The sequence below is a fragment of the Trichocoleus sp. ST-U1 genome (assembly GCF_039961835.1).
Taxonomy (GTDB): domain Bacteria; phylum Cyanobacteriota; class Cyanobacteriia; order Cyanobacteriales; family FACHB-T130; genus FACHB-T130.
Genome location: NZ_JAMPJZ010000099.1, coordinates 1 through 16,756 on the forward strand (window position 1 = coordinate 1; position 16,756 = coordinate 16,756).

A 16,756-nucleotide genomic window follows, 5' to 3' on the forward strand; every position below is an offset into this window, starting at 1 on the left:
ATCACCTTCTGACGCAGGTCATAACTATAGGGGTTTGCCATGAGCAGCTTGAATAACTTCAGGACAACAGGTGATCTCTACTCTACGTCCTAACTATCTTGGCGGTTGCTATATAAATCGCGATCGTAAGCAATCAATATCAAATCGGCTCCGGCATTCAGCGCCTTGACAGTAGCATTTCTCAAACCATCTTGACTGTTGTAAACTGCATACATACAAAAATCGTCAGTGATTAAAACCCCATCCTGTTGCCAATCATTTCTAATCATGCTAATTACTTTCTGGGAAAAGGAGACGGGATGTTTAGCATCTACCGCCATCAATTTAGCATGACCCAACATTGTAAAAGCCTGAGAATTACTCATTAATGTCCGGAAGGGTACCCAATCATCCTGCGCTAATTCATTCACGGAAGTATGCAATTCTGCACTTTCAAGATGGGTGTCGGTCTCTACTCTTCCCAATCCCGGAAAATGCTTAATCGTACATCTAACCCCATTAGCTTCTAACGTCTGACAATATAATAAAGCAAATTTTTCAACGACTTTTTTATCAGATGAAATAGCTCGCTTATAAATCTTAGAAAATTTATCGTTTGGATTAATCACTCCTTTGTTTAAATCCACCACAGGGGCAAAATTTAGATTGATTCCAATTGTAGATAGCTCACTTGCCTGAATTTTGGCATACTTGATGACTTTATCTTTCGCTTGTTCTAGATTTGCCGACTCAGAAATTACTTTTGATAATTGAGGTAATTGGGTTAGAGGGGGAGATAATCGAGATACTACACCCCCTTCTTGATCGGTCGTTATCCATAAAGGAGATAAACCTTGACTGCGGCGAATCTCCTGCAAAGCATTAATTTCTTGCTTGATATCTTCTTGGTTTTTATTTCTAATATTTCTGGTTGTGAGAAATATACCGCCTATGGCTTTTTTAGAAACTAGCTTCTTTACTTCATTTAAGTCTCGGTAGCCAATAATAAAGTGCTGACCCAGCTTTTCTATTTGGGATGGGTTGGCGTGGAATAAACTTTGTTTCAGTAAATTGAATCTTATTTCAACTGTTAAAGCTGTAAAAAGACTTAGGCAAGCAATCACTAGGAGTGTTTTATTCAGGAATTTTTTTTTAAGCTTCGAGAGAGTAAAGGCTTTGATTTCAGTAAAAATCAAAGCTAAATTGATTGCGATTAAACCTAAAAATAAATAAAACTTTATGCTTGGGAGGAAAGGCGCTTTTAAATTAAAGGCAAGGAATAGAAGTGCGATCGCTAAAAATACTTTAAGTATTTTAAGTAAATTAACCATTTAAACAGAAAAGAAAAACTAGACATAGTTTGACGATTATTTATCTTGATTGAGCGATCGCTCAATCAGTTCCCGAATCGCTTGGGCGGTGGCGGGTGCGAGTAAAACGCCGTTGCGATAATGACCTGTGGCGAGAAGAACATTGCTGTAACCGGGCAGAAGACCGATAACAGGGGCGGGGCGTCCTTCGGGGCGGGGACGCAATCCCGACCAAGTTTTAAGGATTGTGGCTTCTTCTAGACTTGGGCAAAAAGCGATCGCTTGCGCCATGACTGCATCCAGATGGGCGGCATCTGCCACTATCTCATCCCCATTATGGGGAAACTCCACCGTCGCACCAACCCAGTATTCTGTGTCCGTTACGGGCACAATGTGGACATCATTGCCTGTAATTGTCGGCTGGAAATCTGCACGCCCCATTGGCTGCGCTAGGCGCAAGTGCAACGCTTGTCCCAATACCGGGCGAATATCAATCGGTTGTTTTAAAGACGCTGTGAGTGGGGTGGAACCTAGCCCTGCTGCCACAATTAACCAATCAACATCAACTTGCCCTGCGGTTGTTTGAATGTGGCGAATGTCCGCATTTGTTGCTTCCTCTTCTAAGACGGTGACGCCAAATTTAAAGGTAACGCCGTTGCGTTGGGCAGCATCAACCAGCGCTAAAGTCAGAGCAACCGGGTCGAGTTGCCGATCTTGGGGAGAATAAATCGCGCCGATTATCTCATGACTCAAATGAGGACAGCGAGACTGGAGTTGGGCGGCGTCCCAAATTTCCAGGTGCCAGCCTTGAGTGTGGCGAATTTCTACCAGTTTTTCCCAACGAGATAAATCTTCACCGGCAAAGCAGAGCATCAGAATTCCCTGGCAGTTGAAGGGGATCTGACGGTCTAAAAGCGCTTCTAGCTCTGGAATCAGGGTTTCATAGCGCTGGATGCTAGCCTGCCGCATTTTCCAGGCATTGCCCTTAATTTTGTGACTGATCGCGCCCATCAAGACGCCCAATGCAGCGCCAGTGGCGGCTTGTGCGGGTGGTTGCTTGTCCAAGACTGTAATTGTTAGCCCTGGAATTAGACTGAGTTCATAAGCGATCGCAGCCCCAACAACGCCGCATCCAATAATTACAACCTGACTCATCTGAGAGCGCATCAGAAAGAGCGCATGAGAAATGGGTAATCGGTAACGGGGTAATCGGTAATGACGATCAGCCCTGAATTCTGAGTCAGTAGCAACGAACTCATGACAAATGACCCAGGACTAATAACTTTTTCCCAATTACCCCTTAATTGGCTATGCCTTCGGAATCAAGTTCATAAAGGCGTCGAACTCTTGCAATACAGAGCGGAAATTTGTCACCGCTTGCTGATAATCCGCCTCTTTCGCAGCCTGATCGATTCTGACCAGATCGCTGAACAAATCTTTTGCTGCTTGACGCGCCGCCTGTTTGTCCTTAGGAGCCAAGCTATCCGCCACACGGTTCATATTCCGTCGCAAATCTCCTAGTGGCCCGTGAATAAATGTACCCACATCTACCCATCGCCGTTGTTGGATGAAGGTTTGCAATGTGTTAAGGCGATCGCGCTGTTCTTGAATTCCTGGAAGCGATTGCTGAATCTGCTCAATCTGAGCCGCCGTGTAAGTAGGAGCCGATTTCGTTGCCGCAGTTGCACTACCGCAACTAATCATAAATGTGGCTACCACTGCCAAAATTAAACCCAAAATAGACCGATAACGTGCCATCATGCTATTTTTTGAAACCATGAATCAAATTTCCCCTGTTATTTTAGAGAAAAATCGGGAAAACGCGAGAGGAGAAGAGAAAAAGAGATGATATCACCCATTATCCAATTGCCTGACGACGCAGAAACCCTTGAATCGCATCGCTGACTTTGTCCGACCAATGGTCTTGAGGATAATGCCCGACTTCTTCCATCTTCATGATTTCTGCCCTCTGGATGGCACTCGCTAGCTGTTGCGCTTGAGTGAAGGGAAGCCAGGGGTCTTTCATCCCCCAGGCAATTAAAGTTGGCTGCGTCCAGCTTTGAAAACCGGATTCTATTTCTGCCATCGACTGCTGAAGCTGGAGATTCCGCACGGTGTACAGGAGACTTCGCCCCGCATCCGAACTTTTGAGGTAGGGACGGCGGTAAACGTCTAAATCCTTATCTGGGATGACGTAGCGGCTACCACCTTCTAAGGTTCTGTCCACCAAGAGCGGGTCTTGCGTCATCATATCGCCGACAAAAGGCAGACCCAGTTGTTGAATCTTCCAAGGCAGCTTGGCAGTCGTTGCCACAGGTGTATTGAGGATAACCAAGCGCTCGATTTGGCCTGGATGACGCAGAGCGTACTGGAGTCCCACAGAACCCAAAAATCCCTGAACAACCAGATAGAATCGCTCGATTTCCAGGTGTTGGATGAATTCTGCTAGTGCGTTGATGAAGGTATCGGGTGTATACGCAAAGTCCCGCCGCTCTGGTTTCGCCGAGAAGCCAAAACCAATCCAGTCAGGCGCGATCGCTCTATACCCTTTCTCTGCTAATCCGGGCATTACCCCGCTCCAGCTATAACTCTGCGACGGCAACCCGTGCAGCAGCAGAACTGGCAGGTTATCACTTCTACCAATCGGATTCTCTTCCCGGTAAAACCATTCCAAGGAACCGATCTTGATTAATTGCTCATTGGTTGACACTATCTTTGCCTGCACATCTCCCGGTTGCTTGAGCTTACCGCAAAAGCGGGAATCTCCGGCAAAGCAAGTCAAGTTTTAATTTTAGTATTCTGGTTAAAATTGCATCTACAATTCCGCTGTTGAAATATTAGAATTTCAAGGATTTCATGATAATTTAGCAATTTTTTCTGGTATATTATTAGGAGTTTATATTTATTTTTTACTCAATTCTTTATAATGGAAATTTAAGGGCAAGTTCAAAAAACGCACATATTTCCATTATTTGAATATACCTTAAAAAATAGCACTTGTATAGTATCCAGATTTACCATTCTTATCGCGTCAATGAATAAACTTAAAGAAGGATGCTCTACCAAGTTGCGAAATAGAGAACATCCTGTTATATTTAAACGCCAAAACAACTGAAAACGCGCAAGTTTAGGGGAACCCAAGCGAAGTGAATGCAGCTGAACAGGCCACAAACATACAAGTCGCTAGTAAGATTGCTGCTGTTGTCAATCTCTACAAATCTGAGTTTCCTGATGCAAGAGCAGATTTAAAACCTTGGGCAAACGACCCGGATACTAGAGAGTTAGTCGATCCGGATTCAATTGATATCGGCTTCCATTTTCCTGGCAGAAGTCGCTTATTTCAAAGCCGCAGCATCTTGGTACAGATTCGCTTTTACGAAGACCCCGTGACTGGGATTCGCCGTGCTATCGGTGTCGAATTAGCAGGTTTTGACCATAAAGGCAAACAGTGGCTACTCTCGACCGTAGAGGAGTGGCAGTTTGTCGGGGAATCCCAGCCAGTGCCAGAAGTAGGGGAAAAGCTGAAGCACTTTTGTCGGCAAATATTTGAACTGTTCAACAGCGAAGAAATCGCTTAAGTCGAATGGGTAATCCCTAAGGAATTACTCGATAACTTGGGTTGTCTGAGCAATGACTACCGGCTTGCCTTCAAATTCGGCTTCCATTTTCTTCTTGACATTTAAATCGTTCGTTAAGTTGTACTCTTTCTCAAAATCATCCAGGACGAATTTCCGAACTTGCCCTGTCACCGTAACATTCTTACCTTCAGCGATCGGAACTGTGGCAGAAACTGCATTCAAAACCAACACTTTTTCGCCACTGAATATTTTGTCGTCTTCTAACTGAAACGCTTTGGGACCAATAATTTCTTCAACTTCGCCACTGACCGTCACTGTCTGACCAATCAGTTGATCCGTGTTTTGAGCAACTTTTTCAACGGCTGTGGTAGGTTCAGGGGCAGCCGCTTCTTTCTGGACAGCTACGCAACCAGGAAGAAGCATGGCAAGCAGCGCTAATGCGATCGCGCCGCCACTGTTCCAAAATCCTTCGGAAAAGCTCTTTGTTCTATCGGCAACCCGATTATTCGTAAATCTCTTGTTCATTGCCCAAATCTCCTAAATCTACTTCGCAGCTAGTCGCTACAGCAGTAGATAACCCCCCGATCAAACCTTGATAAAGCTTTTTTCCCGCCCTTGTTAAATCACCGCCCCAAGCCAGCAATTGTAAAACCAAGCCACCAGCTTTTAAGCGGCGACTTTTCGCAACAGGACAGCGATAGCTAACTATTATTTTAAAAACGAAAACTACTGCCTAGCGTCTACCTGGGGAAGGAAAGCTTTGGCGAGAGTATCCCAATGCTTCCCCTCTACTTTTAGGGTGTTGCCTTGTTTGGGCGATCGCTTTCAGTTTCCCACCAAATATTTTTGTGAGTTCTTATTCAGTAACACATCCCGTAGAACAAAAACTAGCTGGGTAACTAGATTGATAAGTAGAAGAACGTTTGCCAAAGATGGTGTAACGGTTATCGCGGATTTGTTCGTAAGTGCGATCGCCCATCCACTTCACCCCCGGTAAAGCTCGATATGCATCCACAAATACGCTCCCCATTGGCAACAATCGCCCAATTTCTTCTGCTGCATCACTTCCCTGCCACCGTCTCTCAGGCGTATCGGCATCAATCAAGATCATTCCCATTTCACAATCTTGGGATGTAATTCCAAAGTGCTTGAGGGCTTCTGGATCTTGCATCGGAATGTACTGAAACATCTGCCCTTTATCTAAACCTTCCAGCAGTTGCACAAGGGTGACGCAGAGATTGCAATTGCCATCATAAATTACATGGTAAGTCATTGAGTTAACAGCTTTTTTTATAATTAATTCGAGGCATACTTTCGGAGCGTATATCTAAGGTGTAGAGTTGATTTAACCTCAATGACTCAACATCTGAATAAGGAAGATACATCCTTTGATATCCACTAACTTGACGGTATCGGCTACGACGCAGTCGAGCCAATTTCTAGACAATTACTAGGATAACCTAATCTACTAGTTTGCTAATTCTCTCGAAGGGCAGACCTAGTCTTGAAACTAACCCATAAATAGTCCACAGAGCTAAAGTTTCCAAGTAAAAGCAGAAAAAAACAGGTAGCAGTACCTAGCAATCCACACGCACAACAGTGCAAAAAAGAAGTGAGTTTGATATCTTGCACTGTTCTCAATTAGCTCCAAAACCCACGATAAAATCGATTCATTGGCGGATTTTATTGGCGGATTATTACAACTGGTGCAAGATGTGAGCGAAACGATCTCGCACTCACAACGCGATCGTCTGCATGGTGTATTCAGCGATCGTTCCAACCGCCTGAAGACAAGCAATGTCTTAGCGGTGTATACGGCTACAGTCCTTTGAGCGGAACTCAGTAAGAATGTTCAATTGCACGAATATTTAGGCAGTGATTAGGCGGGATGAAACCCAAAATTATTGTCTGCGGCTTAGGTTTGACTGGGTATAAAATATTTTCCTTGCTAAGACAGCAGGGAGCAAGCGTGATTGGCATCCATGCCGAATCGATTCCGGGTGAAGATTATGATGTCGTAATTGGAGAATTACGGGCAGCTTCTACCCTAAAAGCAGCGGGGATTCAGGAAGCCCAAACGTTAGTGCTGGCTGGGGAAGACGAGGCGCTGAACTTAGCGATTCTCACTCAGGCACGAGTTCTCAATCCTCGGATTCGGATTATCAACAGATTATTTAATACGAGCTTGGGCGATCGCCTTAACCAGACGCTTGCAGATCACGTCACCATGAGCGTTGCTGCCCTAGCCGCGCCCGTGTTTGCCTTTGCCGCCTTGGGAAGTCGAGCGATTGGACAGTTGCGGCTGTTTAACCAAACTTGGCCCATCCACGAAGAACATATTGATGAAATGCATCCTTGGATCGGTCGTAAGTTAAGTGACTTGTGGGATGACCGTTCTCGGATGCTGATTTACTACTTGCCGGTGGACGGTCAGATGGATCTCATTTCTGCCGTCGTGTATGGGCAAAAGTTGCAAATAGGCGATCGCTTAATTGTTGGCACCCAACCCAGCGTCCGCACCTCTGGCAAACCCGTACTTCCGAAACTTTTCAAAGTCCTGACCAACTTCCAACAGTTTCCGCAATACGGTCAACCGATAGCAGTTGTTACCCTAGTCCTCCTGATCACCGTTTTTGTTGCCACCCTCACTTATGTTTGTGTCGATGCAAAAATATCTGTCGTTGACTCCCTTTATTTTTCGGTTGGCATGATTACAGGTGCCGGTGGTAACGAGAAAGTCGCAGAACACGCACCCGATAGCATTAAAATCTTTACCGCAATGATGATGCTGCTCGGTGCTGGTGTAATCGGGATTTGCTATGCTCTCCTCAACGATTTTGTTTTAGGCACCCGGTTCAAACAATTTTGGGACGCCGCACGAGTTCCAGGGCGAAATCACTACATTGTGTGCGGACTCGGCGGTATTGGAGTTCAAATCGTCAACCAACTCCATACCCACGGACATGAGGTAGTTGTCATCGAACGGGACGCCAACAATCGCTTTCTCAACACCGTCCGCGCTTTGAAAGTGCCCGTGATTCAAGGAGATGCCAGTTTAGCTACTACTCTAAAAGCTGCCAATGTAGACAAGGCAGACGCCCTCTTAGCTGTCACCAGCGACGATATGGCGAATTTAGAGATTGCCCTTAGCGCTAAAGGGATTGCACCAAAGTTAGCCGTCGTAGTGCGGAATCAAGACCCCCACTTTGCATCCCAAGCGCAAAAGGTATTTGAATTTGATGCCGTACTGAGTCCGACTGAATTAGCCGCACCTTCCTTTGCAGCAGCGGCTTTAGGAGGACGAATTTTAGGTAATGGGATCACTGGCGATAGTCTTTGGATCGCTTTAGCCACCATGATTACACCAGGGCATCCGTTTTGTGGTAAGCGCGTTCAAGAATCGGCAATGGACGCCGACTTTGTGCCTTTGTATATCGAAACCAACTGTCAAACGATTCACGGCTGGGATGTTTTGGAAACTTGCCTCAGTCCTGGCGATATTTTGTATTTGACGATGCCAGCAAATCGGCTAGAGCAATTGTGGCGCGTGACGCCTTCTCAACTTCTAGCCAGTTGAGGATTCTGTACTGGCTAGAAGCGTTTAGTCAATTAGCTTTGTAGGGGCAAAGGCTGTGTATCCTCTTCTACAAAGCAAAGCTAATTAACGTTGGCAAACCCTCCATTAACGCAACAGCACTCGACTCCGAGGCCCAATGGGTTGCTCAGATGTCGTCAGCTCAATCGAGGAGCATCCTGCTGTCTGCTCGTTGGCAGAAGATGAGACACTTGTTGAGTTGCTGCCTTGATTAGGCGTACAACTGGTTGCGGCTGTCGTGGAAGACTCCAAAACTACATGATTAACCTCAGTAGAGTCATTGCGGCTGAAGAGTGAGGGAGGCACATTTGCCCCGGATGGGGATGGGGATGGGGTTCCTCCACTGGCTGGACTACCGCCACTGCTAATGGGTGCTGGGGCAGATACTGGGGTGGTTATTGGGGAGGTTACTGGAGAGGTTACTGGGGTGGGTGTTGAGGAGGTGGGTGCTGGCGCTGGGACAGGTGTTGGTGCTGGGACAGGTGTTGGTGCTGGGACAGGTGTTGGTGCTGGGACAGGTGTTGGAGTAATTAAAACGGCATTTGCAGGCACTTTCACCTGTAATTTCACCGGCATACCACCGGCAGGGATAGTAAAAGTAGGGAGGGGTTTCGGTACGGTAGGTGGCAAGTTGTTGCCGAAATTGTATTCAGATCCAAAATCAAATACCGTGGGACTGGTGCCTCCGTTGGCATCGCTATATCTAGGCCCCTGACCCCTAATTTCAAATACACCTTGATACTGTTGCCCGGTTTTTGGATCGGTGACAACGCCTTCCCAGAAGCCTCTGGCGACAAATTCATCTTGAATTGTGCCAAATAAGGTGGTTCCTTCTTGCCCAGTTTGCTTTTTGGGTTGAAGATTGCCGCTAGTTAGAACTGGAGAGGTAATCGTTCCATTCGTGGAGACAACGGGAATACCGCGAAAGTCTACATAATGAGTGCCATCGGCTTTGGTTCCTACATAGCTAGGATTGGGTGCAGTGTAGACGAGGACGCCGTTGCGGAAATATTGTCCTGCGGCATTGGTGTCAACTCTAGTCGTGCTTTGGTTGAAATTTGGGTTAGCGGGGGGAAGGGTAAAGGTACCCGTGACTGTACCGCTACTGTTAATGGTTACTTGGGCAAAAGCACCATTTGCTCCCAAGCCCACGATCGTAGCGGTTAAACTACTGCTAATCAGTAAGCTTAAACTCAGCTGAGTTTTTGAAGATAGCGATCGCATAAATATTCTTTCCGATTGGTATTAGCCAAAAAATAGAGCGATCGCATCATGGCAAAGCAAAGCTTCCGCCAGTTTGTGCCTCACTCAATCACATATACTGGGGAAATTTGCCGAAACCGCAACGGGTTATTTCATTTATCAGAGCTTTTTCGCTTTTACTAGCTTTTCTCCTTAAAACCGGAAAGTTGCTCTCATCGTTCCCACTACTAACGTGTCATTTGCCGCATTATGGTCGGGGTTGAAAACCACCAACACCCCTGGAGTCAGGAAAATGTTATCCGTCAATCTGGCTCGATAAAACAGCTCTAGGTGCAAAGCCGTGTCACGACGCCCTCCCGGCGTTCCACTCAAATTGGTCAAAAAGTTGGGAAGATTGAAGCCATCCGGCAAGGTACTGGAAGTAATTTTCGGCGGCTGTCCAAACAAAATTCCCCCCAAATTTCCTCTACCAAACAAGTCAGGAAACGCAGAAAATAACATCCAATTCGTAGTTTCCACAGAACCCGAAAGATTGACCGGGTCTGAAGAAGTCCACCCTCCCCAAGTCCCTAAAGTCAATCTAGGGTTGACGCGCCAAGCCAAAGTCCCTCCCACGGCGTGAGTATTAAAGGCAAAAGAAGTCGATGGCGAAATAATCGGTGCCAAGGGCGAAATGAGTTGATTGTCGCCGGTGCCGATACCCAGCAAACCATCGGGAGAGTGTGAATAGATATAGTGCAACCCAATATCCAGATTATTTGTCGGTGCAATGGTGAACTGCACGCCCGCACTGGTTCTACCGCCAAATAGTCCACCTTGGCTGCTATTACTGGTAAAGCCAGGAAGTTCAGCGCTGTAGACGGCTTGTAAACTCAGGCGTTTGTTAATTTGCCAGTCAAATCCAATGCCGCCAGTGCCGTTGCCAATTGACAGAATGGGGTTGCGCTGACCTAATAAGGAAATCGAACCATCTCCCGAACCTTCTAAAGGATTGATACCGCGAAATGTATTGGCAGGGTTAACACCAGCCGGACCAACAATAACGCCGAAGTTATCCGTGACTGGAAACCGATAGGAAAGGTCGCTCAAAACCAGGTCGTTGTTAGTTTCTAACTCAGTCGATAATCGACCCATATTGGTAAAGACAAAGGGTGCAGAAGAGGCGAGATTTCCACCCTGAAGCCCCGTCAGCAGTAAATCCTGTCCTGTAAACGAGGTTACCAGAGACAGTTGAACGTTACTTGCTAGAGTCAACTGAGCCTGACCAGAACGTTCCGGCACCCCATCTCTGGGGAACAAATCCACATCTACTTGATTGCTTCCCTGCAAGCCAACAATTGCTTGCCCAAATAGTCGAGTATTGGTAGAAAATTGGTGATTTTCGAGCTGTGCTGTCCGACTTTCTAAGTTATCGACTCGACCTTTCACTTCCGCTAGTTCCGTGGCATAGTCTTGTTGAAGCCGTTGCAGGGTTGCTAAATCATCTTGAGGAATGCCTTGGGGTTGCGTGAAAATTTTTTCCAGGGCAGCATTGAGGGCGGCGGCAAATTCGTAGCGGCTAAGAGAACGGTTGCCGCGAAAGCTGCCATCCGGGTAGCCGGAGATGACTCCATACCGTTCTGTTAGGTTTTTTAGGGCTTGGTAACTCCAATCTTCCGGAGTAACATCGGTCAGTTGATCGACTGATGTTAATTGACTCATCGGATCGTCTAATTCATCGCCGTCAGCGATATTTTCTAAACCAGCATCTTTCGGCTGAGTTTCTGGGGGTATTGGTTCCGAGGCATTCGTAGAACTCATTTCCCCTAACACACCTCTCTCCCGACTCCTCTCCTGCGAGGCGAGGGGAGTAATATTATTCCCCCTTCCCTTACCCCCCTCATTCCCCTCGCTTGCGGCTACCGTGTACGATTTTTGGTTAAGTGGCAAAACGTTGATCGATCCCCCTAAATCCCCCTTTTTAAGGGGGACTTTAACTGGATTTCCCCCCTTTTTAAGGGGGGTTGGGGGGATCAAAACGGGACTGGTTTGAGAAGTCGGGCGATTGGAAGTTGAGAATTCTGGCTGCGTGACTTCAACCGTGACGGAAGGCTTTAAAACAGGTTGAGGCTCAGTTGCATCGAGCGATCGCTCGGATGGCTGAGGCATTACGGCTGAGGGTGGCAAAGTTGAGTTTTTCCCAGCAGTTAACAGTCCGACAACTACCAGGCTGAAGTCGCTCATGAGATTCTAGTCATTCTGGATACATAGCCGTTACCTTTGACAGCCGAAATTGCTAACTTCAGGAAATCAACTAAAAAAAACGGCACCCCACTTAGGAATGCCGTTGCCATATCAGTTTTTGGCGTCACAAGTTACGCATTGAGGCGCTATCCTTCTGACGCGGTGTGCTTCTAACCCCCTTGTTCAAGAGGCGTTGAGAAAATCAAAAAGACTTTAACGCGCTTCCATCCAGGCGATACACTGCTGCATCTGCTGGCGCATCGTCTCATTGTCAGCATGGTATCGGCGTCCGTGACCGGGTAGCACCCACTCAAACGAGTAATTAGCCAGCTTTCGCATTGATTTAAGCAATTCAGGCCAGGAATACCAACAGACATCGGGGAAGGCAAACAAGTGATTTAAACTTGGCGACCAAGCCAGATGATCTCCCGTGAACAGAAATTTATTTTTGTACAGTAAAACCGTGTGACCTTTTGTATGACCGGGCACTGGAATAATTAACAAATCTGGCTCCAACTGTACTGACTCTAAGCCAGTTAGCTGAATTTCCACATTGCGAGTACCCGAAGAGATTTCGTCGGTGTGGAGAATTCGCTGACACCCAAAATGCTCGGCATACTTTTGATGATCCGCTACATCATCTCGGTGCGTCAGATACATATAGCGAATCTCCCCCATTTCCTCTAGCCGCTTCACCAGAGGAGGCGTAAAGCGGGGAGAATCAACTAACACATTGCCTTCCGGTCGCACAATTAAATAGCTAGCAGCGCCATAGGAATTTTCTGCATGATAGCCGCAATGATAGACATTTTCAGCGACTAAAATCGGAAAACTGTGCTGAGCATCTTTAACGTCTTTTGGCTTCTCCACAGTCCCAATGGAAGCCGTAGGACAAGACAAAAGAGCCTGCATTGCTTTTAATCTTTCAGCCTCATTTTCTGGCTGATGATAAACTGCTGACTGCTCATCGGTGCGATAAAACACCTCTGGAGTCATCCAACGACAAGTATCGCAATCAATACAAGTCGTATCAACGTAAAAATCGCCACTAATATTTTCAGGGTGACGCTGATTTAAGTGAGCCATAATCTAACCTAATTGGTTGTTTAAAAAAAATCTTGTGCAAAATAAATGCCTTAAAGTGGAAGCTCGAAAAAGGGAGATAGAAAAGGCTCAATTTGCAGATCAATTTGCCGACATTGTTCAACTTCCTGTACTTGAGTCCATTAGTTCAAAAAACCTAACTTTAGAGAGATGATAAAAATAAGCTACTCATCCCTTTTAAAGGTGGGACTACAAAAATTGTAGGAACGTACTTGCTCGCGTCTGTCTAACCTAAAGCAAATAGATATAGAAATGGGATGCGATTGTGCTTACCAATCAATGGGTTGGCGATCGCGGAAAAAACCACTCGTGGGGCCATCATCTGGAAGGGTCGCCAGCCACATAATAGTATCAACTCCTTGCTCTACAGACCTAGTAGCATTTGGGCCACCCATATCGGTTCTTACCCAGCCAGGACACACAGAATTCACTAAAATATTGGTGCCTTCCAACTCATTGGCAAAAATCCGCGTGAGGGCATTTAATGCGGTTTTGGAGATTCGATAAGCGGGAAATCCAGTGTTCATGTCGGATAACTGCCCTGCTCCCGATGATACGTTCACAACACGCCCATACTGATGTTCTTTCATCAGCGGAATTAATGCTTGGCAAAGCATTAATGGACCGTGTAAATTCGTCTCCATCGTTTCGCGAATGGTACTAACCTCGGTGTTGAAGATACTACCCTCTGGATCTCCTAAAGGATCTCTAGCAATTCCAGCATTGTTCACCAGAATATCTAATCGCCCAAATTGATTGCGGATGAACTGAGCAAGATGCTCAATACTCTCTGCACTGGTGACATCAAGCGGATGAGAAACTACCTCTAAGCCTTCAGCTTGCAATTTCTCAACGGCTGCTTTCCCCTTTGCTTCGTCACGACTGGTCAGAATCACTTGGATATCTCGCTTTGCGAGTTGTCGGCAAGTTTCAAAACCCAGTCCCCGATTGGCACCCGTGACAATTGCGACTTTCTTCATTGGATTTTCTATACTTCCACTGCTCCCTTTGTTTCTACTCTAGACTTTTTTGCTTTTATTGAGTGTTCTGCAAAAATTTCAGGACTGATTTATCAATGAAGTCTCAGCAGATTCTTTGGGAAGTTGCTCAGAATCTGGTTAATTTCTTGTCATGGGTGGATGAACGTACAGAAGCAAAATTAGCAACGCGGGTACAGTTTCCTGTACGCATTAGGGCGCAAGCCACAAAGCAACATTACGCACATAAGTCTTGATATTTTCTAGGGCGCGTGGCTCTTGGTTCATGCCATCGCCGGGAGCCTCATCCACAAAGCTAGGACAACCTTTTTCGATGTCCCAGTTGTAATCGACAAAATGGTGAAAACTCGATGCAGCAACTGCACGCCCTAGGGTATTGCCGTCAGTGTCTTTTTCACTTTCGATAACAACAGCCAGATTAAAGGGACGACCTGTAATTAAGCTTTTGCCCATTGCAATCACACGAGCATTCTTTGCGCCTGTGGGAACTCCGATTGCACCCTCGTGGGGATGAGTTGGAAAATATTCGACTAATCCAGAAGGTGAATTGGGATTGCGTAGAAGTTCGTGAATGGGTTCGGTGGGGGTTATTTTTTGATAGTCGCCATTGCGCCCAGAATGATAGTTAGGCCAGGAAATATAGGTTGTGTAGGGATCGTCAATGCACCAGCGAGATTCGTCGGGGTCTGGATTTTTGGTGTTGAAAAAGTGGATCGCGCCGATGTCACCCAGACCGTACATGGAGCAACCCATATCTTGATGATCGCGGGTGGTGAGGATACCTCCACCGCGTCGGCGAAATGCATTAATTCCCGCACAATCTTTTTCCGTCAGACCTTCGCCAGTATCTAATGCAAATAGCCATAGCTGGTCAAAATCCGAGCGGTCGAGGGTACTTAAAATCGGGTCGTTGCCGTCTGCATCTGACACGCGATCGCGTTCTGTTACTTCAAACAAGGGATTCCCCGCTTCATCTGTCAGGGATGCGAGATAGTCGCGTAACAAGGAGAAGCGCCAAATGCTCCAGTCATCTTCTGTTGTCGGGATGGTTGTCTGGAGCAAAATGCGAATGGGTTGTGTCATCGTTTTTTACCTAATTCTTCTGGATCGGAAATCATCCAAATTTGGGGAAAGTAGACGGGATTAGTTTCAGAGAAATTAAATTCACGGTGGGTGATGCCAGCGCCAGCACTCATCATCTGTGCTTCTCTTGGATAAGTACCTGTCCGATTCCCCATCCCCAACCTATCTTGATGCTCTTCTATAGCACCTTCTAGGGCGTCTAGGGCGTAGGTGAGGATTTCCATGTCATGATGACTGTGGGTACCGAAACCAGAACCGGGTAAGACTCTATCATCGTGAATCAGCCTGAGAGTGCAAAATCTCATTGGCTCTGGGTCAAACAAACCCCCCAAGGAAAAGGTGCGATCGCTATCCAGCCAACCTAGCTTGGTATAACCGCGATTTTGCCTGTCGTGGATTAAATTGAGCGTATCTTGACTCATCGCTTGCACCTCGGTTTGAGTAGTCAGACACGGATGTCAGTTCATGCGATCGCCTAACGCTAGCAGCTACATTGGCATTGTTGAAATTATCAACGGTTATTGTAATGAAGGCAACAGTTAATAACTGTTGTTAGCGCTACTAGGCACTGTAGCTTTTGTGAGGAAAGCGAGATAGTTCCATAACGAGGAATGCTAAATACTCTAGTTATCTCCTCGGATCTAAAGGGTCGTTTGCAACAAAAGTACTCATAGACTTTTCTATCGCCCTGCCAGCTTTAGAATGAGCGTGAATCTAGCTGATTTCCCAGATTGTTAACATTTGATTAATTGCAGAGGAACACTTATGGCAAAATCATCTGACAAAGAATTGGTTGCTAAAGCATCCCCGGCTCTTGTGGCTTTCTATCTTAGTCAACAGCCTGATTCAGAAGGACGGATGATCGACGAGATTTGGTCATGGAATTACGAAAAGCTTGAACGGATTCATGACTATGTTCAGTGGCTTTTCCCCCTGAAAGATAAAAGTGGCTACAACCCTAATGCACTGATTCTAAATGATGAAATTGCTCAAGCTTTTCGGACAGATCCTCTACTTAAAACACGTCTGCAAAAGTCATTTAAAATAATGCTCAGGTTTTATGGATTTAAATGCAATGAAGGAAACGTAAACAATATTGTAATCACGAAATCCGATCAATATCAAGATAGAAAACGGGCTTGGATTGAGCCTCTGAATCATAATTACCTCCGAATCACCAGAATTTTAAAATGTTTGACAACTCTGGGATTAGAAAATTATGCTCAAGCTTTTTTTAAGTGTTTAGATAATATCTACTCAGAAGAAAGTCAAAAAATTGGAGCTGATACTTATGCTTTTTGGAAAAGGGCAATTGAAATGAGTTGATTTTTTGGGGTTTATTGCCTAAACGCTCGTTGCAATGAACCCCGAACATTCTCCTGAAAAACGACAATAAAATTACCTCCCCTTGGATAAGAGAGCGGGCAATCTTCATCTCCCTTGAAAGCCAGTCTAGTAGGAATATTTGGTAAAAAAAGCAAAATATAGAGTCAGCAGAGGCAAAGCATTCGCCCCTACTGACTCCTTTATGGGTAAGCACAATATGTTGCTTTGATGAATACCGATTAATTATAGCAACCGCCAAGATAGTTAGGACGTAGAGTAGAGATCACCTGTTGTCCTGAAGTTATTCAAGCTGCTCATGGCAAACCCCTATAGTTATGACCTGCGTCAGAAGGTGAT

The 16,756-nt window shown here is 45.9% G+C and carries 15 protein-coding genes; 3 read left to right on the plus strand and 12 right to left on the minus strand.

The features are described 5' to 3' along the window. Positions 1–89: 89 nt before the first annotated feature. The 4 genes from NDA06_RS23295 to NDA06_RS23310 form a co-directional block, all read right to left on the minus strand. Positions 90–1,310, minus strand: a complete 1,221-nt coding sequence (locus NDA06_RS23295) for a glycoside hydrolase family 3 protein (RefSeq protein WP_190986949.1) — start codon at positions 1,308–1,310, stop codon at positions 90–92. 36 nt (positions 1,311–1,346) lie between these two features. Next, positions 1,347–2,444 (minus strand): FAD-dependent oxidoreductase, encoded by a 1,098-nt coding sequence (locus tag NDA06_RS23300; RefSeq protein ID WP_190986948.1) that lies wholly within the window; start codon positions 2,442–2,444, stop codon positions 1,347–1,349. 153 nt (positions 2,445–2,597) lie between these two features. After that, the gene (gene psbQ, locus NDA06_RS23305; RefSeq protein WP_242029085.1) at positions 2,598–3,068 is read right to left on the minus strand and encodes a photosystem II protein PsbQ; all 471 of its coding nucleotides are present in this window, start codon (positions 3,066–3,068) and stop codon (positions 2,598–2,600) included. A 79-nt stretch (positions 3,069–3,147) separates the two neighbouring features. Then, entirely contained in the window at positions 3,148–3,999 is an 852-nt protein-coding gene (locus NDA06_RS23310; protein WP_190986950.1) for an alpha/beta fold hydrolase, read from the minus strand. Positions 4,000–4,435: 436 nt separating this feature from the next. On the opposite strand from NDA06_RS23310, the gene NDA06_RS23315 reads away from it, so the two are divergent. Further along, positions 4,436–4,867: a hypothetical protein gene (locus NDA06_RS23315; protein WP_190411960.1), complete on the plus strand. Its 432-nt coding sequence runs from the start codon at positions 4,436–4,438 to the stop codon at positions 4,865–4,867. A gap of 24 nt (positions 4,868–4,891) precedes the next feature. Here the strand turns inward: NDA06_RS23315 and NDA06_RS23320 are convergent, their stop codons facing one another. Both NDA06_RS23320 and NDA06_RS23325 read right to left on the minus strand, forming a co-directional pair. Beyond that, the gene (locus tag NDA06_RS23320; RefSeq protein WP_190411961.1) at positions 4,892–5,392 is read right to left on the minus strand and encodes a hypothetical protein; all 501 of its coding nucleotides are present in this window, start codon (positions 5,390–5,392) and stop codon (positions 4,892–4,894) included. A gap of 331 nt (positions 5,393–5,723) precedes the next feature. Continuing rightward, positions 5,724–6,140, minus strand: coding sequence for a DCC1-like thiol-disulfide oxidoreductase family protein (locus NDA06_RS23325; protein ID WP_190986947.1), 417 nt, complete (start codon positions 6,138–6,140; stop codon positions 5,724–5,726). Positions 6,141–6,755: 615 nt separating this feature from the next. On the opposite strand from NDA06_RS23325, the gene NDA06_RS23330 reads away from it, so the two are divergent. Further along, positions 6,756–8,444, plus strand: coding sequence for an NAD(P)-binding protein (locus tag NDA06_RS23330; protein ID WP_190986946.1), 1,689 nt, complete (start codon positions 6,756–6,758; stop codon positions 8,442–8,444). Positions 8,445–8,549: 105 nt separating this feature from the next. Here the strand turns inward: NDA06_RS23330 and NDA06_RS23335 are convergent, their stop codons facing one another. From NDA06_RS23335 to NDA06_RS23360, 6 genes are all read right to left on the minus strand, one after another. Beyond that, a complete protein-coding gene (locus NDA06_RS23335; protein ID WP_190986945.1) occupies positions 8,550–9,686 on the minus strand; it encodes a hypothetical protein in 1,137 nt (378 codons plus the stop codon). Between the two features lie 171 nt (positions 9,687–9,857). Next, complete coding sequence (locus NDA06_RS23340; RefSeq protein WP_190986944.1) at positions 9,858–11,888, minus strand: iron uptake porin; 2,031 nt, start codon at positions 11,886–11,888, stop codon at positions 9,858–9,860. 213 nt (positions 11,889–12,101) lie between these two features. Continuing rightward, the gene (locus tag NDA06_RS23345) at positions 12,102–12,974 is read right to left on the minus strand and encodes an MBL fold metallo-hydrolase (RefSeq protein ID WP_190687602.1); all 873 of its coding nucleotides are present in this window, start codon (positions 12,972–12,974) and stop codon (positions 12,102–12,104) included. 287 nt (positions 12,975–13,261) lie between these two features. Then, positions 13,262–13,972, minus strand: a complete 711-nt coding sequence (locus tag NDA06_RS23350) for an SDR family oxidoreductase (protein ID WP_190986943.1) — start codon at positions 13,970–13,972, stop codon at positions 13,262–13,264. A 210-nt stretch (positions 13,973–14,182) separates the two neighbouring features. Next, complete coding sequence (locus tag NDA06_RS23355; protein ID WP_190986942.1) at positions 14,183–15,073, minus strand: hypothetical protein; 891 nt, start codon at positions 15,071–15,073, stop codon at positions 14,183–14,185. Further along, positions 15,070–15,495 (minus strand): pirin family protein, encoded by a 426-nt coding sequence (locus tag NDA06_RS23360; RefSeq protein WP_190429735.1) that lies wholly within the window; start codon positions 15,493–15,495, stop codon positions 15,070–15,072. The genes NDA06_RS23355 and NDA06_RS23360 overlap by 4 nt, the downstream gene beginning before the upstream one ends. Before the next feature lie 343 nt (positions 15,496–15,838). Here NDA06_RS23360 and NDA06_RS23365 point away from each other — a divergent pair, with 343 nt between their 5' ends. Beyond that, positions 15,839–16,399, plus strand: a complete 561-nt coding sequence (locus tag NDA06_RS23365) for an opioid growth factor receptor-related protein (RefSeq protein ID WP_190435946.1) — start codon at positions 15,839–15,841, stop codon at positions 16,397–16,399. Positions 16,400–16,756: the final 357 nt, after the last annotated feature.